Source organism: Methylocella silvestris BL2, assembly GCF_000021745.1.
Lineage (GTDB): Bacteria > Pseudomonadota > Alphaproteobacteria > Rhizobiales > Beijerinckiaceae > Methylocapsa > Methylocapsa silvestris.
The window spans coordinates 2,969,212-2,995,342 of the sequence record NC_011666.1 but is presented as its reverse complement, the minus strand read 5'-3'; the positions used below and the strand labels follow the sequence as shown (position 1 = coordinate 2,995,342).

At 63.7% G+C, this 26,131-nt stretch carries 14 protein-coding genes; 8 read left to right on the top strand and 6 right to left on the bottom strand.

Translation table 11 applies throughout. The features are described from left to right. Entirely contained in the window at positions 1–7,479 is a 7,479-nt protein-coding gene (locus MSIL_RS13860) for a type I polyketide synthase (protein ID WP_012591714.1), read from the bottom strand. Between the two features lie 611 nt (positions 7,480–8,090). Here MSIL_RS13860 and MSIL_RS13855 point away from each other — a divergent pair. The 7 genes from MSIL_RS13855 to MSIL_RS20270 all read left to right on the top strand — a co-directional run bounded on the left by MSIL_RS13855 (position 8,091) and on the right by MSIL_RS20270 (position 18,793). Continuing rightward, positions 8,091–9,389 carry a KpsE/RkpR family capsule polysaccharide export protein gene (locus MSIL_RS13855; protein ID WP_012591713.1) on the top strand — a complete coding sequence of 433 codons (1,299 nt, stop codon included), beginning with the start codon at positions 8,091–8,093 and terminating at the stop codon, positions 9,387–9,389. A 115-nt stretch (positions 9,390–9,504) separates the two neighbouring features. After that, positions 9,505–10,740 (top strand): KpsE/RkpR family capsule polysaccharide export protein, encoded by a 1,236-nt coding sequence (locus MSIL_RS13850; protein ID WP_012591712.1) that lies wholly within the window; start codon positions 9,505–9,507, stop codon positions 10,738–10,740. A 180-nt stretch (positions 10,741–10,920) separates the two neighbouring features. After that, positions 10,921–11,976, top strand: coding sequence for a hypothetical protein (locus MSIL_RS13845; RefSeq protein ID WP_012591711.1), 1,056 nt, complete (start codon positions 10,921–10,923; stop codon positions 11,974–11,976). A gap of 44 nt (positions 11,977–12,020) precedes the next feature. Further along, a complete protein-coding gene (locus tag MSIL_RS13840; RefSeq protein WP_049768175.1) occupies positions 12,021–13,973 on the top strand; it encodes a glycosyltransferase family 2 protein in 1,953 nt (650 codons plus the stop codon). 166 nt (positions 13,974–14,139) lie between these two features. Then, positions 14,140–15,639, top strand: coding sequence for a glycosyltransferase family 4 protein (locus MSIL_RS13835; protein WP_041368054.1), 1,500 nt, complete (start codon positions 14,140–14,142; stop codon positions 15,637–15,639). Between the two features lie 15 nt (positions 15,640–15,654). Continuing rightward, complete coding sequence (locus tag MSIL_RS13830) at positions 15,655–16,581, top strand: NAD-dependent epimerase/dehydratase family protein (RefSeq protein WP_012591708.1); 927 nt, start codon at positions 15,655–15,657, stop codon at positions 16,579–16,581. Positions 16,582–16,591: 10 nt separating this feature from the next. Beyond that, positions 16,592–18,793: a glycosyltransferase gene (locus MSIL_RS20270; protein WP_012591707.1), complete on the top strand. Its 2,202-nt coding sequence runs from the start codon at positions 16,592–16,594 to the stop codon at positions 18,791–18,793. A gap of 15 nt (positions 18,794–18,808) precedes the next feature. On the opposite strand, the gene MSIL_RS20265 is transcribed toward MSIL_RS20270, so the two are convergent. Further along, positions 18,809–21,079 (bottom strand): glycosyltransferase family 2 protein, encoded by a 2,271-nt coding sequence (locus MSIL_RS20265; RefSeq protein ID WP_012591706.1) that lies wholly within the window; start codon positions 21,077–21,079, stop codon positions 18,809–18,811. Positions 21,080–21,317: 238 nt separating this feature from the next. Here MSIL_RS20265 and MSIL_RS13815 point away from each other — a divergent pair, with 238 nt between their 5' ends. Then, a complete protein-coding gene (locus MSIL_RS13815) occupies positions 21,318–22,499 on the top strand; it encodes a polysaccharide biosynthesis/export family protein (RefSeq protein ID WP_012591705.1) in 1,182 nt (393 codons plus the stop codon). A gap of 11 nt (positions 22,500–22,510) precedes the next feature. Here the strand turns inward: MSIL_RS13815 and rfbA are convergent, their stop codons facing one another. From rfbA to rfbC, 4 genes are all read right to left on the bottom strand, one after another. After that, positions 22,511–23,380, bottom strand: a complete 870-nt coding sequence (gene rfbA, locus MSIL_RS13810; RefSeq protein WP_012591704.1) for a glucose-1-phosphate thymidylyltransferase RfbA — start codon at positions 23,378–23,380, stop codon at positions 22,511–22,513. Between the two features lie 98 nt (positions 23,381–23,478). Continuing rightward, a complete protein-coding gene (gene rfbD / locus MSIL_RS13805; protein ID WP_012591703.1) occupies positions 23,479–24,354 on the bottom strand; it encodes a dTDP-4-dehydrorhamnose reductase in 876 nt (291 codons plus the stop codon). Further along, a complete protein-coding gene (rfbB, locus tag MSIL_RS13800) occupies positions 24,351–25,421 on the bottom strand; it encodes a dTDP-glucose 4,6-dehydratase (RefSeq protein WP_012591702.1) in 1,071 nt (356 codons plus the stop codon). The genes rfbD and rfbB overlap by 4 nt, the downstream gene beginning before the upstream one ends. Beyond that, positions 25,418–25,990: a dTDP-4-dehydrorhamnose 3,5-epimerase gene (gene rfbC, locus MSIL_RS13795; protein ID WP_012591701.1), complete on the bottom strand. Its 573-nt coding sequence runs from the start codon at positions 25,988–25,990 to the stop codon at positions 25,418–25,420. Before rfbC ends, rfbB begins: the two co-directional genes overlap by 4 nt. Positions 25,991–26,131: the final 141 nt, after the last annotated feature.

Sequence of the window (26,131 nt, the reverse complement as noted above, 5' to 3'; positions counted from 1 at the left end):
TTACCGTAGGATCTGCGTCAGATCGCGGCTCTTGTCTTCGACGATGGCGGTGAGCGGCGCCATATTTGCGGCGATCGCTTTGCCAAGATGTTTCTCGGCGAGATTTTTGGCGATGGCGGACCCTTCGCTCGTCGCATGGACGCAAGATCCGATAATATGATCGGCGAGTTCGCCGACGTTGAAGCCGCCAGCCGACGTCGACAGCGGCGCTTCGAGCGAAAGCCGCTCTTCGAGGCTGACGCCAAGCTCAACCGCCATCAGCGAATCGAGCCCGATCTCGGACAGCGGCTTGCTGCGGTTCAGCGTTTCCAGCGGCAGCCGCAGGATATGCGCGATTTCCTCGACGATCACCTCGACGATTGTTTTGCGAACGTCTTCCGGCGCGCGCGTCAAAAGGAGGGCGGCGACGTCGATCTTTTCGCGCTTGTCGGCCTCGGCGGCTTCGTCCTCGCGAATGAGTTCGGCATAGGTCGGCGACGACAACAGCGGCAAGTGGGTCCGCGCCGTCGCCCAGTCGATTTCGGCGATGACGAGCATGGCGTCGTCCTCGCCCGCGCTTGAGCGCGAGAGCGCCTCGCTCATCAGATCGAGCGCCCGCCTTGCGCTCATCCCCTTGACCCCGGCGCGGCTCGCCAGCGTGTCCTTCAGCGAATGATTGCGGGCAAGAAGGCCAACGTCCTCGATGCCGCCCCAGGCGACGGCGAGCGCCGGCAGCCCGGCGGCGCGCCTTTGCCGCGCGAGCCCTTCGAGGAAGCCGTTGGCGGCGACATAGGCGCCTTGACCGGGATTGCCGATCACGGTCGTCGCCGAGGAGAATAGGACAAAATAATCGAGAGCCACGCCGCGGGTGAGGCGGTCGAGATGCTCCGCGCCGGCGACTTTTGGCGCCAGCACTTTTCTGAGTTGCTGGGCTTCGAGATTGACGATCAGGGCGTCGTCGAGGACCATCGCGGCATGGATCACGCCGCCGAGCGGCGCCATCTCCTTGGCGATGGTCTGGACCAGCGCCTTCGCCTCCCAGCCGTTGGAGATGTCGCGCGCCGCGACGTGAACCTTGACGCCAGCCGCCTTGAAATCGGCGAGCGTCTGGCGCGCCTCAGGGGTGTTTGCGCCGCTGCGGCCGACGAGGGCCAGATGGCGGGCGCCGCGTTCGACAAGCCAGCGCGCGGCTTCAAGACCAAAGCCGCCAAAGCCGCCTGTGATGAGATGGGTTTTGTCGGGCGCGACCGCGAACCGGCTCTGTGGCGGAATGCGAATGGCGCCCGCCTTTGGCGGGGTGATGACAATTTTGCCGATATGCCCCGATTGCTGCATCAGCCGCATGGCGTCGATGAATTCGCTGGCGGGAAAGCTGCGATAGGGCAGCGCCGAGAATTCGCCCTCGGCGATGAGGCCCATGACCTCCTCGAAAAGGCGATGGCCCTTTTCGGCCTGCGCCAGGATGAGATGATCGAGATCGACGCCGAAATAGGACAGATTTTTGCGGAACGGACGCAGCCCGATATGGGTGTTGGCGAGATAGTCGCGTTTGCCGAGTTCGATGAACCGGCCGAACGGTTCGAGCAGGCCGATGCTGCGCTCCATCGCCTCGCCGGAGAGGCTGTTCAAAACGACGGCGACGCCCGCGCCGGAGACACGCCGGACCTCATCGACGAAGTTTCCGGAGCGCCCGTCGAAAACATGTTCGGCGCCGAGGGTTCTGACGAGATCGCGCTTTTCGACCGAGCCGGCGCTGGCGATGACCCGCGCGCCGCGCCAGCGCGCGATTTGCAGCGCGGCGAGACCGACGGCGCCGGCGCCCCCGTGGATCAGCACCCATTCGCCGGGCGCAAGACGCGCGCAGCCCATCAGGGCGTAATAAGCGGTCAGAAAGGCGACGGGAATCGTCGTTGCAGCCTCGAGCGAAAGGCCGGCCGGGACCATCGCCGCCAGATTGGCGTCGACCGTGACATGGCTGGCGAGGGCGCCCCCGGCGAAAGCCACCACCGCGTCGCCAAGCTTGAAGCCCGTGACGCCTTGCCCGATGGCGGCGACATGGCCGGCGCATTCGAGGCCGAGAGTCGGACCGGCGAAACCGTCCTCGAGAAGTTCGTCGGGAAGGACCGACAGGCCCCACATCACGTCGCGGAAGTTGAGGCCGCTTGCCGCGACGGCGATCTCGATCTTGCCCGGCCCGGGAGGCGTGCGGTCGATCGGCGTCCAGCGGATCCGGTCGAGCCCGGCGCCTTCGCCCTTTTCGAGCCGGCTGGCTGCGGCAGGCGCCCAGTGATCCGGAGCGTGGCCACGGTCTTGCGCATGCAGCCTGACCACGCGCGTCGAACGCTGATCGACGACAATGTCGCTTTCAGTGGTTCCAGAAGCAATGAGGCCGGCAAGACGCTCCGCTTCGATGGCGGGCGGAAGCCCCGGCGCAATGTCGACGCGACGGACGGAAAGCCCCTGGAATTCATTGGCGAAGCTGCGCGCAAAAGCCCAAAAGCCGGCCTCGACCGGGGAAGCTTCGTCGGACGCGCTGAGCGCGCCATGGGTCGCGATCCAGAGCCGCGCTTTTTGTTTGCCAATCCCAGCTTGGCGGCCAAGACTTTCGGCGAATGTTTTGAGCGACAGGCAGCGCGCCGCAAGATGGTCGACCGAGCTTTGGCCGGACCGCGCCAGGCCGCAGAGAAAAACAATTGCTTCAAAGGGCTGGCTTCGATCAAGCGCGCCCGCCTGTTCGATCGCGCATTCGACGCCGGCGGCGATCAGGCGCGCGGCGAGCGCCGCCGCGATCTCGCCTGTTTGCAGATCTCCGTCCGAGACGATCAGCGCCGTCGCCGGAACGCTCCGCTTTGTCGTCGCTTTCGGCTTCTGGCCGGACACGAGGATCGCCCGTCCGGCTGTCGTCATGATGGGATCGGCGCCATAAGCGCGCAACCCGGCCGAGGCGGTCCGCCCGGACCATTCGCGAATGGTCGGGACGCTTCCAGTCTGGCCCGCCCCGGCCAGCCGGCGGTCATCGAGGCCAAAGACGAGATCGCGGAAAAGCGAGGTCTCGGGTTCGATCGCCGCGATCAGTCCTTCGGAAGCCATTAGCTCGACGATGCGCGCCAGAATCGCCTTGGTCGGGGCGATGCGATGAAGGGCGTCGGCGGCGACGACAAGATCGAAGCCGCGATCTGGCGCCGAATCAAGGCTGTCGAGGAAGACGACGCGAACGTCGCGCGCAAACGCCAGCCGGGCGCGCTGCAGACGGCCCTGATCGGGCTCGAAGATGGTGAGCCGGCCGCCATGGCGAAGAGCCAGTTCGACCGCGTGCGAGGACAAGGGTCCGTGTCCGATCTGCAGGATGCGCAGCGCCCGATCGCGTGGCCAGTCGTCGGATAGTCTCTTCAGCAGATCGGCGAGCAGATTGGCGGCGGCGACGACGGCGAGCGAACCGAGTTCGAAGGATTCGATCGCCGACTCGCTCGGGGCGGGCGCCGCCTCGCCACGCGAAAGCGCCTCCATCGCCGCGCCGGCGCCAGCGGCGAGGAGGAGCTCGGCCGACTGTCTCGGATGATCGGCGGCGAAGGTTTGCAGAATTTCATCGGGGTCTGGAAGATCGAGATCTTGCGCGAGATTGTAGGCCGCCCCCTCCGCCTCGGCGAGGCCGCTGTCGGCAAGCGCCTTCAAAAGATTGGCGAGCCAGTCGCGACGCGCGGGGGGGAAGCGCCCGGCGGCGATGAGTTCATCGGGAGCGATCCGGCCGCTCGCGGCGAGCGTCGAGGCGAGCCGATAGGCGGCGGCGGCCGCCCAGCCTTCGATCAGCACGAGGTCGGCCGGCAGCGATCTTGCCGCCGCCATGGCCGTCTCCGGCTTCGCCGCGCGCGTCAGAAGGTCCGGCCTCAGCGAAGGATCGCGGCGCGTCGCGGTTGGCTCTTCCGCCAGCGGCAGGGACTGGACGACGGAATGGACCGCGAGACTGCCGTGCTGCGGCGCGCGCAGAGCCTGATATCGGGCGTCGCGCAGCCGGGCGATCAGTTCGCCGTCGGCGTCGACGAGGGTAAAATCGGCGACGATGGCGCGCGCGTCGCAGCGTTTGATCTCGATATGCGCCTGGGCGATGGCGGCGCCTGGCCGCTCCAGCCTGATTTCGCCGAACCGAACCGGCAGATAGGCCGGCGCATGGCTCGCGCGCGTCAGATCCGCAAAGATGAGGATGAGGCCGTGAAAGCAGGAATCGAGGCGGGCGGGATCGAGGCCGTAACGCGGATCCGCCGCCGCCACCTTCAGGTTAACGATGATCGATGTCTTGCCGCTGCGGGCGGCCGACGCGGCCTGCCGGAAAGCCGGACCGAATTCGAGGCCGGATCGCAACGCTTCGGCGTAAAGCGCGGCGCCGGAAATGGTCTTGTCCCGCGCTTTCGGCATCGCCGCGCCGGGCGTTCGTCCCGGCTTCTGAATCGCTTTCGCTTTGGCGTGGAGCACGAAGGGCGTGTTGCTCAGGCGCGGGCGGCTGAGAATCTCGATCGTCCCGGTCGTTGGCGTCACGCGGCAGAGACTCTGGCGCGTGGCGTTTGCCGCGAAAATCATCGGCTGGTGGATTTCGAGATTCTCGATCGCAGCGGTCGCCGCGCCGAGCCAGTCAGCGGCGACGGCGAGGGCCATCTCGGCAAAGGCCGCGCCCGGCAACAGGATCTGTCCGTCGATGCGGTGATCGGCCAGGGCCGGGACCAGCAACGGATCAATCTGCCCGTGCCATTCCAGAGAATCGGCGGATAGACGCGCGCCGATCAGCGGATGCCAGGGGCAGACGCTAAGCAATCCCGACGTCTCGGGCGTCTCGCCGACCCGATAGGATTTGCGCTGCCAGGGATAAGCCGGCAATCCGTCGACGACGCCGGGATCGTCGCCGAACGCAATGGTCTTGTCGACCGCCCCGCCATGCGCCAGGGCTTCGGCGACAGCGCGGCGAAACGGGTCTTCCCCGGTCGGCTTTTGGTGATGGACCGGGAAGGCGGCGATCGACGCGCCGGCGTTTTCCGCGGTCTCCCTGATGTCGGCGACGAGCGTGCCGCCGGGGCCGATCTTGACGAAGACGCGGGCCCCGAGGCGGACGGCCTGTTCGATCCCTTCCATGAACAGGACCGGCTCGCGCACATTGCGCCACCAATAGACGGCGCCAAGCTCGGGGCCGGAGAGAACGCCCGGAGCAACCGTCGAAATGAATGGGATGCGGCTTGACTTTGGCGCCAGCCCGGCGAGATCGGCGTGGAGCGGCGCCGCGACGGGCTGCATGAGTTCGCTGTGGAACGGATAGGCGAGGTCAAGGCGCCGGACGCGCGCCCTGGCGGCGCGGCTCTCCCGCGCCAGTTCGTCGAGCGCGGCCAACGGGCCGCTGACGGTAAAGTTTCGCGGCGAATTATGGGCGGCGATGACAAGATCCGGGATGCCTGCGACAAGGGCCTCGACCGTTTCGCGCGAGCCGAACGCCACGGCGAGGCCGCCGGCGTCGCGCACGAGTTCCTGGCGCAGGCTCCGGTAATGGATCACCCGCACAGCGCTCTCAAGGTCGAGGGCGCCGGCTGCCTCTGCGGCTGCAACCTCGCCCATGCTGTGCCCGAGCGCCATCGCCGGACGAAGGCCGAGCGCGAGGAGACAATGCGCCGTCGCCGCCTGGATGGCGAAAACGAGCGGCTGGGCGATGCTGGTCCGGCCCAGTTTCATCGCGATATCGGGGTCAAACATCATCAAAGCGAGCGACCAGCCGGCGAGCGGCTGGAAAAGCGCGTCGATCGCGTCGAAGCGGGCGCGGAAGCCGGCGTTTGTCTCATAGGCGTGCTGGCCCATGCCGGGCCATTGGCTGCCGTTGCCGGAAAAGACGAAAGCGACCGGCGCGTCGCGTGCGATCGCGGTGGCGACGGCCAGCGTCGGCGCCGCCGAGCCCTGCCGCGCCGCCTTGTCGAGCGCCTGGACCATAGCTCTTGGCGACTCGACCGGGATGACGAGCCGTTCGCTATGGCTTTCGCGCCGACGCCCCGTCGCCGCGACGATGCGCTGGAACGACACGGGGTCCGCGCCCTTCAGCCGTGCGGAATAGCTCCGGGCGAGCTCGGCAAGGGCGGTTTCGCTCTGGGCGGAGAGCATTAGAAACTGGGGCGGCCTGACGGAGTCGCTCGACATGCGCCGCGCTGCGCACGCTGGCGGATCCGCGAGCACGACATGCGCGTTCGTGCCGCCAAAGCCGAAGGAGCTGACGCCGGCATAGCGAATCCGGCCGGTTTTCGCCAGAGCCGCCGGTCTGGCGCTGACGGAGAGATTGAGATCGTCGAAGGGGATGTCGGGATTGAGTTCGCCGCAATGGAGCGAGCGCGGAAATTCGTCATGCTCGAGCGCCAACATCGCTTTCATTGCGCCGGCAAGACCGGACGCCGGCTCGATATGGCCGATATTCGTCTTGATCGAGCCGATCGGCAGCGGGCTCCGCCGCCGCCGCCCGAGTACGCGGCCGATCGACTCGGCCTCGACAGGGTCGCCGACCCGGGTGCCCGTGCCATGCGCCTCGACGAAGGCGATATCGTCCGGGTCGACGTCGCTTTGGCCGTAGATCTGCTCCAGCAAAGCGCTCTGGCTTAACGCCGAGGGGAGCGAGATGCCGTTGGTGCGGCCGTCGGAATTGACCGCTGACGCCGCGATCACGGCATGAACGCGGTCGCCATTGGCGCGGGCGAGATCCTGCGCGCGCAGCACCAAGACAACGCCGCCCTCGGCCCGGACATAGCCGTCGGCGTCGGCAGAAAACGCTCGGCAGAGGCCGGTTGGCGACAGCATGGCGGCTTGCGAAAAGCTGATGAAGCCGAAAGGGCTGACCAGCATATTGGCGCCGCCGACGATCGCTGTGTCGATCGCCCCGCTCCGGATCGCGGCGACGGCGGCGTCGAGGGCGACGAGCGACGATGAGCACGCCGTGTCGATGGTGAAACTCGGCCCGCGCAGATCGAAAACATAGGAAATCCGGTTGGACAGCACGGCCAGCGTATTGCCGGTGGCGAAATAGGCGTCCGCCGCGGCTGGATCGTGCAGCCTAAGATTGCCGTAATCGAGCGATGATCCCCCGATGAAGACGCCGGTCTGCGTGCCGGCGAGCGTCGAAGGGGCGATGCCGGCGTCCTCGATCGCCTCGAAACAGAGTTCCAGCAGCAGCCTCTGCTGCGGATCCATCTGCTCGGCTTCGCGTGGGGAAATGCCGAAAACCGCCGGGTCGAACCCCCACGGGTCGTCGAGGACCCCGGCCGACCAGGTGTAGCTGCGGCCCCGCTCCCTCTCGCGCGGGTGGCCAAGCCGCTCCAGCGACCATCGATCCGACGGAATGCGCGAGACGGCGCATCGCCCCGCCGATAGCAGATCCCAAAGCGCGTCGGGAGAATTGGCGCCGGGCAATCTGCATGAGCGTCCGATGATTACGGGTGCGGCGTCATTTTTCGCCGCCTGCGTAAGTCGGTCGCTCTTGTTATCTCTCATAAACGCAACCGGCCTTGAATGGGTCCATGTGGACTGGGCTCTCGAATGGCAGAGCAAAAACGAATTGATGATATACAATTCATAATAGTATCCTCTTCTGCCCCACGCACTCCGCGAGCGTCAAGGGCCAAGAAACGACAAATTCTTGCTCTATCGAAACGATAGATTGTGACGTCGTCGCCGCATTGGCGGCTATAGTGGGGTGTTTCTCAAAAATCGCCGGACGCGCGCGGGCGAAATGTTGATCGATCTTGATGCACTATGAGCAAAGTTCACGCCTGAGCAGCGATACATAGGTGGCGAGCCGGAGCGTTCCAACGAATAGGGCGACGCCAAACCCATAGAATTGGTACAATCCTGTCAATTTTTAGGCGGTTCCAACCCTTTGATTTTATTATCTATTCTACATTATTGAGGAGGGAGTAAAAAAAATAACTGTAAACGGTCCGATGGAAGCGAATGGATTACCGCTTGAGTAACGTTTTATTAACGGAGATGTCGACTTTGTGTTTCGCTGCAAATATTCTGCTCGACCGTCGCGCTCCATGCAGTTTTTCCACTGAAATCTTTGATCATTTGACTCCGAGGCCGCGAGGCGATTGGTCCCTGTAATGGCCGAGACCAGGCAAGAGGTTGCGGCGGAAAGGCAGGCCGGCCCGCATTTGCAGCCGGGCGCTCAAGCGGGCGTTTTCGGCGTGCCGGCGAGCGTTCGGCTGACAATCCGCCGCTTTGCCGCCGTCGCCGTGAAAACCGCCAGCGCGCGGCCGGGATTTGGCCGCGCCGTCGTGGCGCAAGACGCCGAGGAGTACGATAGCGCGCTGTTCTGGCGCAGCTTTGTTATTCTTGTGGTTCTGCCCGTCGCGGCGAGCTTCGTCTATTTTCAGTTTCTGGCGTCGGATCAATTTATCTCTGAGATGAGATTCGCCGTTCGCGGCGCGACCGAAACGCTGCCGGGCAGCGACGCGCTGGCGGCGTCCGGACTTGGCACGCTCGCCTCGCTCAACGCCAATCAGGACGTTTTTCTTGTCGCCGATTATATCCGCAGCCCGGCCGTCGTCGATGATCTCGCGCCGGAGATCGATCTGCGCGCCATATTCAGCTCCCCCGGCGCCGACTTTCTCGCGCGCTTCAATCCCGCGCAATCGCGGGAGGATTTCCTGCGATACTGGCGCCGGGCGGTCGTTCCGGAAGTGGAGATCGCCTCCGGCATCGTGACCGTCAGGGTGAAAACCTTCGCGCGCGCGGATTCCGTCCGTCTCGCAGCCGCCATTCGCGCCCGCTGCGACATCATCATCAATCAGCTGCTCGATGGCATGCGCCGCGACCTGACCGAGCGCGGCGAGGCGGAGGTGAAAGCAGCGATGGACAAGCTCGCCGCGAATCGCGCGCGCCTCGAGCAGTTCCGGAATGTGCGAATGGCGATCGACCCGCTCGACGACGCCCACTCCTTAAGCGAAACCGTCGCGGAGTTGCGCCGCGATCTGGTCGAGGTCGAAGTGAAGCTGGCGAGCGCGCGCCGCGGGCTCGACGCTGACGCGCTTCAAATCAAGATTCTGGAATCCGACCACGCCATTCTGTCGGCGCATGTCGCCGCGCTCGAAGCCAGGATGACCGCCGGCGGCGGCGATCCGACGACAGCTTCGGCCGCCCTCGCCGATTATGACCGGCTGGAGGTTGATAAAAATATCGCCGAAAAAAGGGTTGAGGTTGCCGAAAAGCTCCTTGAAAATGCGCGCGAAGACGCCAACCGCCATCATATCTATCTGGTTTCCATCGAGGACCCGACGACGCCAGAAAGTTCTTTGTTTCCTCGGCGCGGCTTCTCGATCCTGATGATTTTCATTGGCGCTTTGACAATCTGGTCGGTCGTCTCCCTGACCGTCGCGGGCGTCCGCGATCACGCGAGATGACCGCTGCTTCGCGTGACGCGGTGGAGCATATTCGGGTCGGATTGAATCGGTCTGACCGAAAAGAATGCGCTCAAATTCTTGAATCGGAGCCGATTCCCGGCGAAGCGATGCTTGCATGAGCGAGACGCACCTCGAACGCAAACCAGACGACCGGCATCCGGCTGGGACGGCGGAAGAATCCGCCGTCGAGCATTTTGTTCTGCGCGAGGATTTACGCCGCGTTTCAGTTCCCATCGATCAGTTCGGCTCGTGGCGATGGCATCAACTGTCATTCGCCTTTTGCGTTCTGCTGCCCATTCTGCTCGCCGGCGTCTATTATGGGCTGGTCGCCGCCGACAAATATGCGGCCGAATTCCGCTTCAGCATCCGCACGGCGAGCGATCTTGTCCCTGATGAGGATATGGTCTCGATGCTCCTCGGCAAGGGGGGGCAAAACGACATGGGGCGCCTGCCCTATATGGCGGCGAGTTATTTGCGCAGCCGCAATGCGGTCCGCGACCTCGGCGCCAGCATCTCTTTGCGAACCATGTTTTCGCGCCCGCAGGCGGATTTTTTGTCGCGCTTTGACGCATCCGGCAATGACGACCGGCTGTGGGACTATTGGCAGTCGATGATCTCCATCAATGTGGATCGCGTCTCCGGACTCGTCCTCGTCCGCGTCCTTGCCTTCACCCCGGACGACGCGGTGGCGATCGCGCAGGCGCTGCAAAAAGCGACCGAACGGATGATCGACGACGTCGCCAAGCGGGCGCGCAAGGACGCCCTCGCCATGGCCGAGCAGGAGGTGGAGCGCGCCGGCGTCCGCTACGCCGCCGCCCTGACAGGCCTCCGGGACGTGCGCAATCAGGAAGGAACGGTCGATCCGCAGGTGACGATCGATCTCGCGGCGAAGACGCTGCTCGGCGTCGTCAAGGAAAAGCTTGCGCTGGAGCGCCAGCGCGACGCCAATCTGATAATCGTCTCATCAGACGCGCCGCAACAAAGGGTGCTTGTGGAGCAAATCAAGGCGCTCGACGCGCAGATCCTGGCGCAGACGGAGGCGATGACCAGCCAGAATGGCGAGGCCAAAACCGCCGCCAGAACGATCTCGCTGTTCGAACAGCAGGAACTGGAGCGCCGCTTCTCGCAGCGTCTTCTTGAGGTCGCGCTGGCTGCTTATGAGAAAGCGCGTGAGGAAGCCGAGCGCCAGCACGTCTATCTCGCGGCCTTCGTCCCGCCGCAAAAGCCGGACATCGCGGAATATCCGCGCCGCGCCCGATCGGTCGCCTTCGTCGGCGTCTGCGCCTTCGGGCTGTGGGCCGTAATGATGCTGCTGATCGCCGGGGTTCGAGACCGGATGCATCTGGATTAGAGCGGGTATCAAGAACATGACGCCGAAAACGCCGCAAACCTTCGCGGACCTGCGTCATGCTCCAAATAGTTGGAATCGATCATGTTTCATGATTTTGGATGGATGAACGTCCAAAATCGTCGCGATCTGGCGAAGCGGAGCCCTATCGGCCGCCGCGCCGCCGAGCAGTCCGGGAAGCCAATGTTATTCAGCATCGACGACGATATGGGCGAAAGGATCATCGGCTGGCTGATGCCGGACAATCCGGCGGCGACGCCGCGGATCATCGTTCATCTCGATCCCGAGCATCATATCGCCATCGACGCTTTCGTCTATCGTCCCTTGCTGAAGGAGCAGGGCCTTCATAACAGCGGCGTCTGCGGATTTGTGGCGGATGAATCGAACTGCCCCGGCATTGCCGCCGCCGCCCATCTCGAGATCCGGGACGGCGAAAACAATGTGCTGATCTATCGGCGACATCCGGACGACAATCGCATCGACAGCAAATTCCTGCGCCTTGAAACGCAATTGTTCCGCTCCTCCAACCTCGACGAAATGTTGATCGGCCGCTTTCAGATGCCCTACCGCTCCCTCGAACTTCTGCCCGAGGAGACCACGCGGTCGATTTTCGCCATTCCGTTCAGCAATTCGATCTTCGCGTCGGGGCGTATTTTCTGGCGCGTGTGGGAGCCGCTTCTGCGCGATCGCGGCTTCAAGGTCGGCGTGCTGCTGCGCGATCCCTTCGAGGAAATGTCGGAGCGGCTGCTGATCCTGAAATGGGCGTCGCTGCCCGAGGCCGCCGCGAACGCCAACGCCTTGATGCCCGCCTTGCAGACCTGCGCCGGGCACATCCGTCACGTCGATCTCAGCGACAGCGCGGCGCTTGAGGGCCTGCTCCTGCGCGCCTCCGACGAATTGCGGACGCTGCTCTATAATCCGCTCGTCTATCAACTGGCGGCTCCAAACGCCTTCGACCCGCCGCCGAACCCCGCCCCCGCCGCGGCGCTCGATTCTCTGGCCGAACTCGACGCTGTCGGGCTGCGCGACGATGTCGACTCTTTTCTTGACCTTGTTGGCGCGGTGCTCGATCTGCCGGAGCCGCTCCCTTCCGTCGCGCTCGGCCCCAGCAAGACAGTGACCGGATTTGCGGACATCCTGCGCGAAATGAGCGCCGCCCGCGCCCTGATCGAGCAGGATCTGGACGTCTATGCCGAGGCAAGACGCGTCCTCGCGCCAGCGCCCGCCGCTTCGGCCTGACCGCGCCGATGGCGAGGCCCGGACTAACCCCTGCGCCCGTCCCTTTGCTTGTCCCCGCGCGCGACGTCGTCGGCGACGCGCCGCATTTCGAAGCGCTGAGCGGGCGGCCCTTTCTGGCGATCGAGCCGGCGGCGTTAAGTCCGCCTTCGGGCTGGTTCAAGCTCCGCTACCGTCTCTCTTTCTTCGATCGTCCTGTGCGCCCCATCATCAGCTTCCGGCGCGGCGGCATGGAAATCGGCTGGCGCTTGCTCCCCGGTCCCGTGCTGGGCCGCGGCGAGGGGCTCCTTATCGCACCGGCGGGGACGACAGCGGTCTGGATCTCGCCCGTCGCCCGCGCCGGCCGATTCAGCTTCGTTCTGGAAGCAATTGAGCCGATCCCCACCGCGGAAGCGCTTCGCCTCGGCTGGGCGGGAGATCGCGGCCGATTTTTCAGCGCGCTCGCGACCTTCGCGCTCGGCTGGCGGCCCGAGGCCGAGCTAAATTTCCGCTGGGCGACGCAGCACACGCCCTTGACGCAGTGGCCGGCCTATCGCGACCGGCTTTCGGCCGCGCCGGATTGGCGCGGACTGGACCGACCGCGCTGCGACTGGACGGCTGCGCCAAGGATCAGGCTCCGTGCGCGCCTTGACGCCGATACGCCGCCGGAAGCCGTGGAAGCGACGATCGGCAGCCTGCGGGCGCAGATTTTTCCGCATTGGTCGCTGCGGGTCGCGGGCGCCAAAGAGAAGATTGCGGCGCTGGCGGACGGCCGCATCGTCGCCAGCGACGGCGATTTGCTCCAGGGCGAGGATCGCGATCTTGCCGGATGTGTCGGCTTCGGCGATCGTTTGGCGCCTCACGCGCTTGCCTGCTTCATCGAAACGATGGCGCGGGACGCCCAGGCGGTCGCAGCCTATTGCGACGAAGATCTTGGGCCGGAGCCGCTTTTCAAACCAGATTGGAGCCCCGATCTCGAAACGGCGCGGCCCTATGTCGGCCGGCTGCTGCTGGCGCGGCTTTCTTTCGCACGCGCGCGCCTGGCGTCTTTACCCGTCTGCGAGGAGGCGGCTTTCGCCAATGAGCTTCTGCGCGGCCTGACCCGTCGCGAGGTCGCCCATATACCGCGTCCGTTGATCGAAACCCGGCCGCGCGCGAATCCGACCCGGCCCGCTTCGCCCCGGCCGCCGGCGCCGCGCGCGCCGCATGTAACCATCGTCATGCCGACCCGCGACCGCGCTTCAGTGCTGCGTCGGAGCGTCGAAAGCCTGCTGGCGCAAACCCGCTACCCTGCCTTCGATCTCGTGCTGGTTGACAATGGCAGCACGGAGCCTGACGCGCTGGAGGCGCTGCGCGCGGCCGAGCGCGACAAAAGAGTGAGCCGGATCGACGCTCCTGGCCCTTTCAACTTCTCCCGTCTGTGCAATCTCGGGGCGGCGGCCGCGACCGGCGAGGTGCTGGTTTTCCTCAATAATGACGTCGAAATCACTGAAAGCGACTGGCTCGGCGAGCTGGCGTTTCAGGCGAGCCGCTCGGACATCGGCGCGGTCGGTTGCCTTTTGCTCTATCCAGACGGGCGCATCCAGCACGGGGGAATCGTCCTCGGCATGGGCGAAAGCGCCGGCCATTGCGACGCGGGCCTTGAGGCCAGCGCGCCGGGCTGGCTCGGCCGTAATGGCGCCGTGCACGAAATCTCGGCCGTCACCGGCGCCTGTCTCGCCGTCGAGCGGACCAAATTCGCAGCCGTCGGGGGCTTCGACGAAATCCATCTGCCGGTCGAATTCAACGACATTGATCTCTGCCTGCGGCTAGAGGAAATGGGATTCCAAACGCTCTGGACGCCCCTCGCGCGCCTCACCCATTTCGAATCGGCAAGCCGAGGCAAAGCGACCTTCCGCCGGCTCGGCGCCCATGCCGCCGAGCGCGCCTATGTCCTCGACCGCTGGGCAGATCGCCTGCGCGACGATCCCTGCTATCATCCGGGCCTTTCCCTGTTTAGCCTCACGCCTCAGCTGGCGTGAGGTCATCGCGTTCGTTGCCCCGCCTGCGCAAAAGCGCTATCTGACCTTTTCGCCCTGAGAGACGCGCTCCCCATCTCACGCCCCTCAGAAACTGCGCTAAACTTTTGTTATATTTAGTTTTACGCGCTACGCCGCGGCGCGCCGGTCAATTCAGCGGCATGGAGGAATGGTGGCCGAATTCGCTGGAGGTCCGCGCATTGGCGCCGAGGCGGAGGCCGCTGAAAACGCCGCCCGCGAACGGTTGTCGCTGAAGCGCGAGCTGATCATCGCACAGGATCATCTCGCCGATGTCGAGGACCGCCTGGCCGGGCTGAAGCCCTTGATGCAGGCGGCGTCCTTGCTGCGCCTTGCGCCGCGTCTCGGGATCGGTCTTTGCGTTTTGGTCTGGAGAACCGTCGCGCTGCTCTGGCGCTGGCCTGTCGCGCTGAGAAAGATCGGGGATGCGCGTTTTCGCAGCGCCCGTCTGGCGCTCGACCCGGCAAGCGGAGCCTGGACGCGGCGGCTCGACCGCGCGGCGTTCTGGCGGAATTTGCGGCGCTCGTCCGGGTTCTTCCATCCGCCGCTTTACGCGGTGCGGCTGCGCCAGAGGATAGGGCTCGCACGCCGCCCAAAGGTGCTGCACGCGATCGCCAATGTCTGGGTCGGAGGATCGACGCAACTCGTCGTCGACCTTTACGACTATCTCGGCCATCGCATCGAAATGGAGACGATAACCTCCTCCTTGCCGCCGCATGGCGCCCATAAGGGAATGACCATCCGTCTGGCGCCTCAGCCGGTTTCGCGGCATGCGGTGCGCGCCGTCTTCAGCCGGTTCCGCCCGGATCTCGTCCATATTCACTATTGGGGCGACGTGGACGAACCATGGTACCGGGCGATCTTCGAAGTCGCGGCCGAGTTCGAGTGTCCTGTCGTGCAGAACGTCAACACTCCGGTCGCGCCCTTTGCCGATTCGCCGGTCGCCTGCAACGTGTTTGTCTCGCAAAGCGTCTTCGACCGGTTTGGTTCAAAGGCGCCGGCGAAGGTAATTTATCCGGGCATAGATCTTGACCGTTTCGCGCGGCCCGCCATCCCGGCTGCGGGCGCCTTTGATACGATCGGCATGATCTACCGGCTCGAAAACGACAAGCTCAATGCTCAGGCGATCGAACTCTTTATCGCGGTCGTCAAGAAACGCCCGGCGACGCGCGCGATCATCATTGGCGACGGCTCGCTATTTGCGCATTTCCGCCGCCGCGTCATCGAGGAAGGGCTGCTGCCGCATTTCGAATTTTCCGGCTATGTGCCTTTTGAGGAATTGCCGGCCTTCCTGGCGCGATTCAAAATATTTGTCGCCCCCGTGCGTCAGGAAAGCTTTGGGCAGGTCGTTCCCTTCGCCATGAGCTGCGGGCTTGCAGTGGCGGGCTATCGCATCGGCGCCGTGCCGGAAATTCTGGGCGGCGATGAAACGCTTGGCGACACGCTCGACGAAACGGCTGGGATCATTGCGGCGCTGCTTGACGACCGCGACCGGATCGAAGCGCTCGGGCGCCGCAACCGGGCGATCGCGAAGGCGCGCTTTTCCGTCGGGGCGATGGCGGCCGCCTATTGCAGCCTTTACCGCGACATTGCGCCGAAGGATTTCGAAATGGCGCCCGGCCTTCCTGACGCCGTTCTTTTTCCCTTGTAGGCGAGCGCCGCGATCATGACGGGCAAAGCCCTCGTTACCGGCGCCAGCGGTTTTCTCGGGCGAGCCCTCGTTCCAGCTCTTCTCGCCTCCGGCGCGAGCGTGATCGCCGCCGGGCGCGGCCAGAGCCCGTTTGCAGCCCATCCGCGTCTGGCCTGGCGCCGCATCGACCTGGCCGACCCCGCCGCGCCGCTGCGGGAGATCACGTCGGGCGTCGATTGCATCTATCATCTGGCCTGGTCGACGGTTCCATCGGAAGCGAGTCTTTCCCCCGCCGAGGACGCGCGCGCAAATATCGTCGGCTCCCTGCGCATCATTGAAAGCATCGCGCCGGGCGCCGCCCCCCGCTTGATCTTCGCCTCCTCGGGCGGGGCGATCTACGGCCGGCTGCGCCAGGCGCCGGCGAGCGAAGATCATCCACTGAACCCGATCTCGGCCTATGGCCTGTCGAAGCGCACGGTCGAAGCTTATCTTGATCTGTTCGCGGACACGATCGGGCTTCGCCCGGCCTCGCTCAGGATCGGCAATCTTTTTGGGCCGGGCCAAAATCCCGAGCGGCTTTTTGGCGCCGTCACCCAGTTTAGCAAGGCGGCGCTGACAGGAGCGCCGATCATATTGTTCGGCGACGGCTCGACGGTGCGCGATTACGTCTATATCGACGATGCGGTCGATGCGCTGATCCGCGCCGCGCAAGCGCAAAATTCATCGAGAGCGCTGAACATTGGCAGCGGAGAAGGACGCTCATTGAACGATATCATCGCCTGTCTCGAAGCGCAGCTTGGCAGACCGGTCAAAGTCGAGCGCCGACCCCCTCGCCCCTTCGATACGCCCCTCTCAATTCTCGATCCCTCGCGCGCGCGGCGCGAAATCGGCTGGTCGGCGCGGGTTTCGTTCGAGGACGGGGTGGCGCGCACGTTGAAAAGCCTCGCGGACGCCGCGACGTGAAGGGCAAGTGATGAGAATTGCGCTTTACGTCCATTGCTTTTTCCCAACTCACTTTTATGGCACGGAAGCCTATACGCTCACGCTCGCGAAGGAGCTGATCGCGCTCGGCGAGGAGCCTGTCGTCGTAACCGCGACGCTGGCCGGCGAGCCGGCGCAAAAGGAGCTTGTCGAGGAGCGCATCTATGAGGGGGTCCGCGTCGTCTCGATCGACAAGAATCTTTTTCCCAATCGCGACGTCCGCGACACCTATGAACAGCCGGCGCTGCGTCATCCGCATGAGCGTCTGTTGCGCAAAATCGCGCCGGACGTCATCCATGTCTGCCATTTGATCAGCCACACGACCGCGCTGCTCGAGGTGGCGCGCGCGATGGGCGTTCCGACCTTCGCCACGCTCACGGATTTCTTCGGCTTTTGCTACAACAACAGGCTCGAGGACGCGCAGGGTGAGCTCTGCGCCGGCCCCGACGCGGCGCGGGCCAATTGCATCGCCTGTTTCCTGAAGCTTGTCGGCGCAAGGCCGGAGGCGAAGCCGCTGACGCGGCTCGGCGCCGATCCGCGGTTGCGTCCGTTTGTCTCAAAGCAGCTTGCAAGGCTTGGCAAGCGCCAGGATCAGCCATTCCATATTGCCGGATTCACGCCAAATGACATTGTGGCGCGGCCTGATATCCTGCGCGAGGCGATGGGCGTCTATTGCGAAGCGATCGCGCCGACGCTTTTCCTGAAGCAGGCCTATCAGGACAATGGCTTTCCGGCTTCGATGCATGTTAGCCATTTCGGCGTCGACATCGATCGCGCTCCAAAACGTCTGCGCCTCGAAGGCGACGGGCTGAAGCTCGGCTTCATCGGCCAGTTGTTTCCGCACAAGGGCGCGCATCTCCTTCTCGACGCCCTGCGCGCGAGCGTCCGGACGAATCTGACCCTGAAAATCTGGGGACCGGACGATCAGGATCCGGCCTATTACGCGACGCTGCGGCAAAAGGCCGAGGGTCTTGCCGTCGCATTCCTCGGGATTCTGCCGCGCGCGGAGCTGGCGAATGCGCTAGGCGATCTCGATTATCTCGTCATTCCCTCGACCTGGTACGAGAACAGTCCGCTCATTCTGCTGCAGGCGCTCGCGTCCCACACGCCGGTCATTATTTCCGATGTGGCCGGGATGACGGAATTTGTCGAGGACAGCCGCAACGGTTTCCATTTTTTGCGCGGCGACGTCGAAAGCCTGACCGAGGTCCTGTGCAGAGTCGCCGACGATCCGGCGCTGGCGACGCGTCTCAGCGCCGCGACGTTCTACGATCATACGCCAGCCGACATGGCGAAGGATGTTCTGGCGATGTATCGCGCTTATGGATTATCTGACGCTGATCATGGAATTGACCCGCCGGCCCTGAAGGACGGCGCCGCCGACGCCGTCGAACTCGGCTTTGAAGGCGCGTTGGAGCCATGGTTCGCCTATAACGAGGCCGCCCTGCATCTGGGCGAGGCCGCGCGCGAAACCATAGCGCCGTTCCCGCCGCTCGATCTGATGCTGGCGACCTCCGGATTGAGCCGTCCGGAGGATTTTGCACGGCACGGCGCCGACATCATGCGGGCGCTGGCGTCGGCTCATGAAACAGACCTCCACGCCTATCGCGCGTGGCTCGATTTCGGCGTCGGCGTCGGACGCGTGGCGCGGCTTTTCAAGGGCTATCGCGGCGTCTATGTCGGCGTCGACGTCGACCCTCGCATGATCCAATGGGCGCGCGGCAATCTGCCCTGGGTCAAGGCGCTGCACACAGCGCCGCGCCAGCGGTTGCCTTGCGGGGATCAACGCTTCGACGCTGTGGTGAGTATTTCCGTCTTCACCCACATGAATGAGGACGACCACCGATTCTATCTTGCAGAGCTGCACCGCGTCACGCGGCCCGGCGCGTTGCTGATGCTCACCGTCCACGGACAGAAGGCGATCGAACGGGCGTCGGCCGACCCCGCGATCCTGGGTCTTTTGGGCATTCCGCCTGATGCGCTTCAGGCGGCGAGCGCGGCCCTCAAGGAGGGAGACGGGTTTCACTTCACGCTTCAGTCCGGCCATCTGACGTCGCGGGCTTATGACTACGGGATTACCTTCGTGAACCGGAAATGGATCGACGCCGTCTGGACGCAATGGTTCGATATCGAATCCTATGTCGCGGGCGCCATCCATAATTTTCAGGATATCGTCGTCGCCCGCCGCAAATAAGGGCGCGCAAGCGACCTATCCGAAGTCTTTCGCCAGCGTCCGCAACTCGACGATGACGCGAGCAACGAGAGCTTGCCGCCCGGCCCTATCCAGCGTTACGTCGCAATCGGCCAGATTACGCAGAAAATGCGCAACCTCTTGCTTCTGTTCAGCATAGAAGGACCGTCGCTTTGCGATGATATCTGACATATCATCAAGCGATCGGGTCAGGTCCTTATTGGCCGTGAACGCGGGGCGTCCAGGAAGCAGCGCCGCCGATCGCCCCTCATACTCGAATATCGTTTGCGCGAGGCTGAGCCAAAATATCGGGTCCGCGCATGCGATATCTTGCAGGATCGACCGCTTGATGGCGAGCGCCTCCTGCACGGCCAGCGTCGCGCGCTCGCCATCCTGCGTCACGCTCCCCGGGTCTTGCCGGCGCCGGTTCAGGGCTTCCGGGCAAAAGGCGATTGCGCCTTGCCGCAAGCATGCGACATAGGCGGCCCAATCGCCGCAATAGCGAAAGCCCTGGATCGTTTCGAGGACGCCGCAGAGCGCCGCGCGCTGAAAGAGAACCGCGCTGACATTTGGAATAGTGTTCTTGACGGCGAGGGTTGTCGCGATCTCGCGCGCGCCGTCTTCCACATATCCCGACCGCCATTTCGTCTCGTCCAGCGTGTCCGTGTAGAAGCGGCAGCTTGAGGCGAGCGTTTCGCCTTCCGTTCCAATCGTTTCGGAGTCGCTGTAGGCCAGCACGACATTTGGATTTCGAAAAGACGCAACCATACGCTCGAGAAAGCGGGGGGCAGAGCTGTCATCGCTCTCGGCGATCGAGACAAGGTCGCAACGGGCCTCCAATACGCCTTTGGCCCATTGTTTGAAAGGCGAGCCGCTGTTGGCCTCGGCCGCGATGATGGTGAAGGGAACGCGAGATTTCGCCTGCCACAGTTGTGCGATTGCGAGGCTCTCGTCGTCCGACGCGTCGTCGAGGAAAATGATTTCGTCGGGCGGCAGGGTCTGGGCGAGGATCGAGCCGATGCGCTCGTCGAGATAGCGCCCGTGATTGTAATTCGGAATGATTGTGGAAATCGTCGGCCGCGGCGTTTCGCGATAGCCGATTTTGCGGCGAAGAAGCTCGGCCCAACCGGCTGTGGTCAGCGGCGCGGCGGCGTCGACCTGATGATGCGCAAGCGCGAGCTCCGCGCAGAGAGACGAGAGCGATGCGGCTGCATAATTCGCTTCGATGACAAGGGCGCCGGAATCGCGAAATTTAAGCGCGCGCAGGAGCCGGTCGAGGACGACGCCGGACTCAAACGCCGCAAGATTCGGCTGCGACAGATCGAGCATGGCGACGCCTTCTTGCATTGCGGCGTCAGGCGTGTTGGCGACAACGTAAAGATCGACTTGCGGCGCCTGTTTGAGCGCCGCGCAAAGATCGGCCGTGGCGGGCGGCGGCCCGGCGACGTCAATGATCAGAACCGAAAAAGGCGCATGAGGATGTTCTGACGTAGCGCTGCGGCGCCAGGGAAAATCGTCAAAGACAGCGACAGGCGAGCCAGGCGGCGGCAGCGCGGCGTCTGCGCTGCGCCAGTTCGCGCGCCCTTGCTCCGCATAGTCGGCCAAAGCCTGCTCCAGCGTAACGGACGCATGCGGCGCTTGCGCCACATAGAATACGGGGTCGAAACCATCGTGGGGCCTACGCCCTTCGGCGGCGCCGCGAGAAAGATAATGACGCAAAGGCTCGACGCCCGCGTCGCGCACGCCGGGATTTTTCATGCGGTACCAGGGCGCGTCAAACAGCGGGCCGGGGGAACGTCCGTCGCGCGCGCCGGAGGCGACGAAATGCAGGAAGGGATCGAAACCCGCCCGCATGACGTCCGGATTATGGGCAAGATACCAGTCGCGGTCGAACAGCGGCGTCGGAGTGGCGTTGCAGGGCAGGCCATAAGCAATGAAATGGCCAAGCGGCGTCAGTCCGCGAAGGGCGCCGGCGCTTTTGCGATAATAGGCGGATGAAAAATAGGGCGACGGATCAAATCCCGCGGCCGCGCCAGATTTGATGTAATCGATCAGCGGATTGGCAGCTTTGCAAGACGCGACCGTCCGATACCAGTCGGGGTCGAACAGAAGATGCGGCCGCGCGCCCTCGAAAACGCCTTCAACCAGATAATGCATGATGGGACCGAGTTCGCCCATCTCAAAGGCGGGATATTCCTTCCTGTACCAGTCCTCGTCGAAAATCCGGCTGCACGCAATCAGCTCGGCAAGGTACGGCAGAGCCCTAAGATTTTTGATTTTGAGCGGCATGGTCGCAGCGCATTTGATCAATCCGTTTCAGCGCCCTTATGAAGCGCGCCGACCTGTCTGTCGAATAGGCTGGACCGTTCCATTTTGGGATGGGGCGCGAAAACGAGGACATATTTTGGGCAAGGGTTTGTTGTGACCTATTCGCTACACTTTCCCGCTAAGGCCATAGGGATGGGGTTTCTCAGTGGTTTCGAACCGCCGGCAATGATAATCCTCGGCTGTTATGGGTGGATCGTGAATGCGGAATGACTTTGCAAACGTCGCGCGCATTCTGCTTTCCGGCGCGATCGCGGTCGCTCTGACCGGCTGCGCGACGATTCTGCCCGGATCGGGGCCGAGCAACGACGACGTCGTGGCTCAATCTTCCTATCCCGGCTTCCAGCGCTACGAAGTCATCGACATCAATTCCTCCGTCCTCGACATATTGCGCCATCGCGAAGCGGACAGTTTTCTGGCCCATTTTGGCGATTACAGACCCTCGGTCGAGCCGAAAATCGGCGTTGGGGACACGGTTTCCGTGACCATTTGGGAGGCCGGCGCCGGCGGACTATTCTCCGCGCCGCTGGTCAGCGACCGCTTCAGCACCGGCTCGAAGAGTTCGACGATTCCCGATCAGATCGTCGGCCGCGATGGTTCGATCAGCGTGCCTTACGCGGGACGCGTCAGGGTGGCGGGGCGCACGACGCAGGAGGTGCAGATCATTGTCGAACGCGCGCTGGCGGGCAAGGCGATCGAGCCGCAGGTTTTGATCAATATGCCGAGGTCGGTCAGCAATAGCGTCACCGTCACGGGAGAAGTGGCCAATGGCGCGCGCGTGCCCCTGAGCGTCAGGGGCGATCGCGTCATGGACGTCATCGCAACGGCGGGCGGAATTCGCGCTCCAGTGAACGAAACCTATGTTCAGCTCTCGCGCGGACGCGAGACGGTTCGCGTCGCGATGACGCGCGTCTCTGCCGATCCACGAGAAAACATCTTCATGCGCCCCAACGACGTATTGACGTTGATCCGGGATCCGCAAACCTTCATCGCCTATGGCGCGACGGGCCGCAACGCCGAGATCCCCTTCGACGCCGAAGGCATCAGCCTCTCGCAGGCGCTGGCCAAGGCGGGGGGACTGCTGGATTTTCGCTCGGATCCCGCCGGCGTCTTCGTCTTCCGTTTCGAGCCTGAAAGCGTCGTTCGCGCGCTCAACCCGAACACGACCATCGCCGCGCCGCATCAGTTGACGCCGGTCGTGTACCGGCTGAACCTGCGCGACGCCGCGAGCCTGTTCGTCGCCCAGGGCTTCCGCATCCAGAACCGCGATCTGCTCTACGTCTCCAATGCGCCAATCACCGACGCGCAGAAAGTCATGGAAGTCGTTGGCCTGATCTCCGGGCCGACGACGACTGGCCTTGCAGCCTATTCCTTCGTCAAATAGCAGCGTCGGCGTCAGACTTTGAAATGGTCGAGCAGGCGCTGCCCATATTTGGTTTTGCCGAGCTTAAGCGCGAGCTGAGCGAAAGCGTCCTTCGATATCCAGGCGTTGAGATAGGCGACCTCTTCCGGCGCGGAGATCAGCTGGCCCTGCCGTTTTTGCAGGACGCGGACGAACTCGGCCGCCTCCATCAGGGAATCATGCGTGCCAGCGTCGAACCAGGCAAAGCCCCGTCCCAGTCTTTCAAGCTTCAATCGTTTCTGCCGAATATAAAGGTTGTTGAGATCGGTGATTTCGAGCTCGCCACGCGCCGACGGCTTAAGGCTGCGCGCCAGTTGGACGACGTCGGCGTCGTAGAAATAGACGCCGATCGCCGCCCAGCTGGATTTCGGCCTTTGCGGCTTCTCTTCGATCGACAGAACGTCGCCCGCTTCATTGAATTCGATGACGCCGTAGCGCTCGGGCTCGTCGACCGAATAGCCAAAAACGGTGGCGCAGCCGGCTGAGGCAGCGGCGCGCCGCAGCGTTTCCGACAGGCCGTGGCCGTAAAGAAGATTGTCGCCAAGGATAAGGCACGCAGGCTTGCCGTCCAGAAACTCGGCGCCGATGAGAAAAGCCTGCGCAAGTCCGTCCGGAGACGGCTGAACCGCATAATCGAGCTTAATGCCCCATTGGCTTCCATCGCCGAGAAGATGCCGGAAGGCAGGCTGATCCTGCGGCGTCGAAATAATCAGGATTTCCCGGATTCCGGCCAGCATCAAGGTCGACAGCGGATAATAGATCATCGGCTTGTCATAGACGGGCAGGAGTTGCTTGGACGTCACCAGCGTCAGCGGATGCAGTCGCGTCCCGGACCCTCCGGCGAGAATTATCCCTTTACGCATGATCGATCGCCTCTCGCCGCTGCGGGCTTATGAATTCTGGCTTATGAAATGCCGGACGTCTGCGCCGAAAAAGTCGGCGCCCCGCTAGATAGACAAATTCAACCCTTGCTTGCGAGCGCTTTCGCCACCGCATCGGTTTCCTCGCCCCAGTTGTGAGCGCTAAAGCCGAAGCTTTTCTCGAACAGGCTGCAATCGAGAACGGAATTGGCCGGCCGCCGCGCCGGCGTCGGATAGTCGGCTGTCGTGATCGCCGCAACCGTCGGCCGCCGGCCGGTGATGTTGGCCTGCGCCTCGACGATGCGGCTGGCGAAGCCATGCCAATTCGTCGCGCCAACGCCGGCAAAATGATAAAGGCCATATAAATCGGAGCTCGTTTCGAGCCGTGGCGCGATGCGCAGAATCGCGGCGGCGATGTCGCGCGTTGAGGTCGGGCAGCCATGCTGATCGGCGACGACGCGCAGCTCGTCGCGGTCTCTTGCGAGTCGCAGCATGGTTTTCAAAAAATTATTGCCGAACTCGCCATAGACCCAGGAGGTGCGCAAGATAACGTGCCGCGGCGCGGCGTCGCGCGCGGCGGCCTCGCCGGCCGCCTTTGTGCGGCCGTAGACGCCGAGCGGAGCAAGGGGATCGCTTTCAACATAGGGGCCTGTTTTGGTCCCGTCGAAGACGTAGTCGGTCGAGATATGAATCAACGGCGTTTCGCGCGCCGCGCAGGCCTTGCCTACGACGCCCGGTCCGATCTCATTGGCGCGCTGCGCCGCGTCGACTTCCGTTTCGGCCAGATCGACCTTGGTGTAGGCGGCGGCGTTGACCACAAGCGTCGGACGCGTTTCGTCGAAGGCGCGCGCGACGTCAGCGGCGTCGGCGATATCGACCTCAGCGTGCGACAGCGCCCTGCAGGCGACGCCCTTGCCGAATGCCGCCCGCTGAAGTTCCTGTCCGACCTGTCCGCCAGCGCCAAAAATCAGGATCATGCGACGCCAAGCCGTTCGCCGCGGTAGACGCCAGTCCTTATGCGCTCCCACCAGTCGCGATGTTCAAGATACCATTGAACCGTTTGCCGCAGCCCCGACTCGAATGTCTCGCGCGGCCTCCAGCCGAGATCGACCGCGATTTTGCTGGGATCGATCGCATAGCGCAGATCATGGCCGGGCCGGTCCGAGACAAAGCTCACAAGCCCGGCGCGCGGCCCGATGGCGCGATCCGGCGCAAGCTCGTCGACAAGAGCGCAGATGGCGTGGACCACGTCGAGATTGGTTTTTTCATTGTGGCCGCCGATGCAATAGGAGCCGCCGACCGCGCCCTGCGTCGCGACGGTTAACAGCGCGCGCGCGTGGTCCTCGACATAGAGCCAGTCACGAATATTGGCGCCCGCGCCATAGACCGGCAAAGGCTTGCCTTCGAGCGCGTTAATGATCGTCAAAGGGATCAGCTTTTCGGGGAAATGGTAGGGGCCGTAATTATTCGAACAATTGCTGAGCACCGTCGGCAATCCATATGTGTGCCGCCAGGCGTTGACGAGATGGTCGGACGCCGCTTTTGACGCCGAATAGGGCGAATTCGGGCAATAGGCCGTCGTCTCGATGAAAAAACCCTCCGGCCCGAGCGAGCCAAACACTTCGTCGGTCGAGATGTGGTGGAAACGGAACGAGGTCTGCCGCGCGGCGGGCAGGCCGCGCCAATAGCCAAGGGTGGCCTGCAGCAGGGTGAAGGTTCCAACGACATTCGTCTGGATGAATTCGCCGGGACCGTCGATCGAGCGGTCGACGTGGCTTTCCGCCGCCAGATGCATAACGATATCCGGCTGGAACTGCGCAAAAACCGACTGCATCCGCGGCGCGTCGACGATATCGGCGCGGATGAAGTCATAGCGCGGATCGGCGGCGACAGGCTTGAGCGAATCGAGGTTGCCAGCGTAGGTCAGCTTGTCGACGACGAGAACGCTGTGAGGCGTCTCGCCGATGATCTCACGCACCACGGCGGAGCCGATGAAGCCGGCGCCTCCCGTTACGAGGATCCGTTTCGGCGCCGCGTCTTTCATGGCGCGCCCGCCTCGAAACGAAATGGAGAAACGAAATCCGCGAAACGTCCGAGCTTGGCGTCCTTGTCCGAAAGGACGGCGGCGCTGGCCTCGACAGGCCATTCGATCTTGAGATCGGGATCGTTCCAGATCAATCCGCTGTCGCATGTCGGGGCATAGAAATCATCGACCTTATAGGCGACTTCCACATCGTCCTCGAGGGTGCAGAAGGCATGAGCGAAGCCGCGCGGAATCAGCAATTGTTCTCCGCCGCCAGCGGTCAGCGTCTCTCCGATCCAGCGGCCGAATGTCGGCGAGCCGGCGCGCAGATCGACCGCCACATCGAAGATCGCGCCGCGCACCGCTCTGACAAGCTTGGCCTGAGCCGCCGGCGGCAGCTGGAAATGCAGGCCGCGGATCGTTCCGGCCTTGGCTGAAAAGGACTGGTTATCCTGGACGAATTGCGCGTCGACGCCTGCCTTGGCGAATGTCCGCCGATTGTAGGTTTCAACGAAATAGCCGCGCTGGTCAGCGAACCGGCGCGGTTTCAAAACCAGGACGCCGGGCAAATCTGTCGTCTTGACGTCCATCGGTCCCCCATCGTCGCGACGGATAGCGTTTACGTTACAGAGGGCCTATTGGGCAGATTTTGCGTCTTTCGTCCACCCTGCGCGTCAAAGCGGCGGTTCGCTGGAACAAGGCGCTGGCGCGCCAAGGGCGCCCGGGCAGGC

Excerpts from the sequence above, each read along its gene's own strand:
- MSIL_RS13860 (WP_012591714.1), bottom strand. The coding sequence starts at position 7,479 with ATGAGAGATAACAAGAGCGACCGACTTACGCAGGCGGCGAAAAATGAC.
- MSIL_RS13855 (WP_012591713.1), top strand. The coding sequence starts at position 8,091 with ATGGCCGAGACCAGGCAAGAGGTTGCGGCGGAAAGGCAGGCCGGCCCG.
- MSIL_RS13850 (WP_012591712.1), top strand. The coding sequence starts at position 9,505 with ATGAGCGAGACGCACCTCGAACGCAAACCAGACGACCGGCATCCGGCT.
- MSIL_RS13845 (WP_012591711.1), top strand. The coding sequence starts at position 10,921 with ATGTTATTCAGCATCGACGACGATATGGGCGAAAGGATCATCGGCTGG.
- MSIL_RS13835 (WP_041368054.1), top strand. The coding sequence starts at position 14,140 with ATGGTGGCCGAATTCGCTGGAGGTCCGCGCATTGGCGCCGAGGCGGAG.
- MSIL_RS13830 (WP_012591708.1), top strand. The coding sequence starts at position 15,655 with ATGACGGGCAAAGCCCTCGTTACCGGCGCCAGCGGTTTTCTCGGGCGA.
- MSIL_RS20270 (WP_012591707.1), top strand. The coding sequence starts at position 16,592 with ATGAGAATTGCGCTTTACGTCCATTGCTTTTTCCCAACTCACTTTTAT.
- MSIL_RS20265 (WP_012591706.1), bottom strand. The coding sequence starts at position 21,079 with ATGCCGCTCAAAATCAAAAATCTTAGGGCTCTGCCGTACCTTGCCGAG.
- MSIL_RS13815 (WP_012591705.1), top strand. The coding sequence starts at position 21,318 with ATGCGGAATGACTTTGCAAACGTCGCGCGCATTCTGCTTTCCGGCGCG.
- rfbA (WP_012591704.1), bottom strand. The coding sequence starts at position 23,380 with ATGCGTAAAGGGATAATTCTCGCCGGAGGGTCCGGGACGCGACTGCAT.
- rfbD (WP_012591703.1), bottom strand. The coding sequence starts at position 24,354 with ATGATCCTGATTTTTGGCGCTGGCGGACAGGTCGGACAGGAACTTCAG.
- rfbB (WP_012591702.1), bottom strand. The coding sequence starts at position 25,421 with ATGAAAGACGCGGCGCCGAAACGGATCCTCGTAACGGGAGGCGCCGGC.
- rfbC (WP_012591701.1), bottom strand. The coding sequence starts at position 25,990 with ATGGACGTCAAGACGACAGATTTGCCCGGCGTCCTGGTTTTGAAACCG.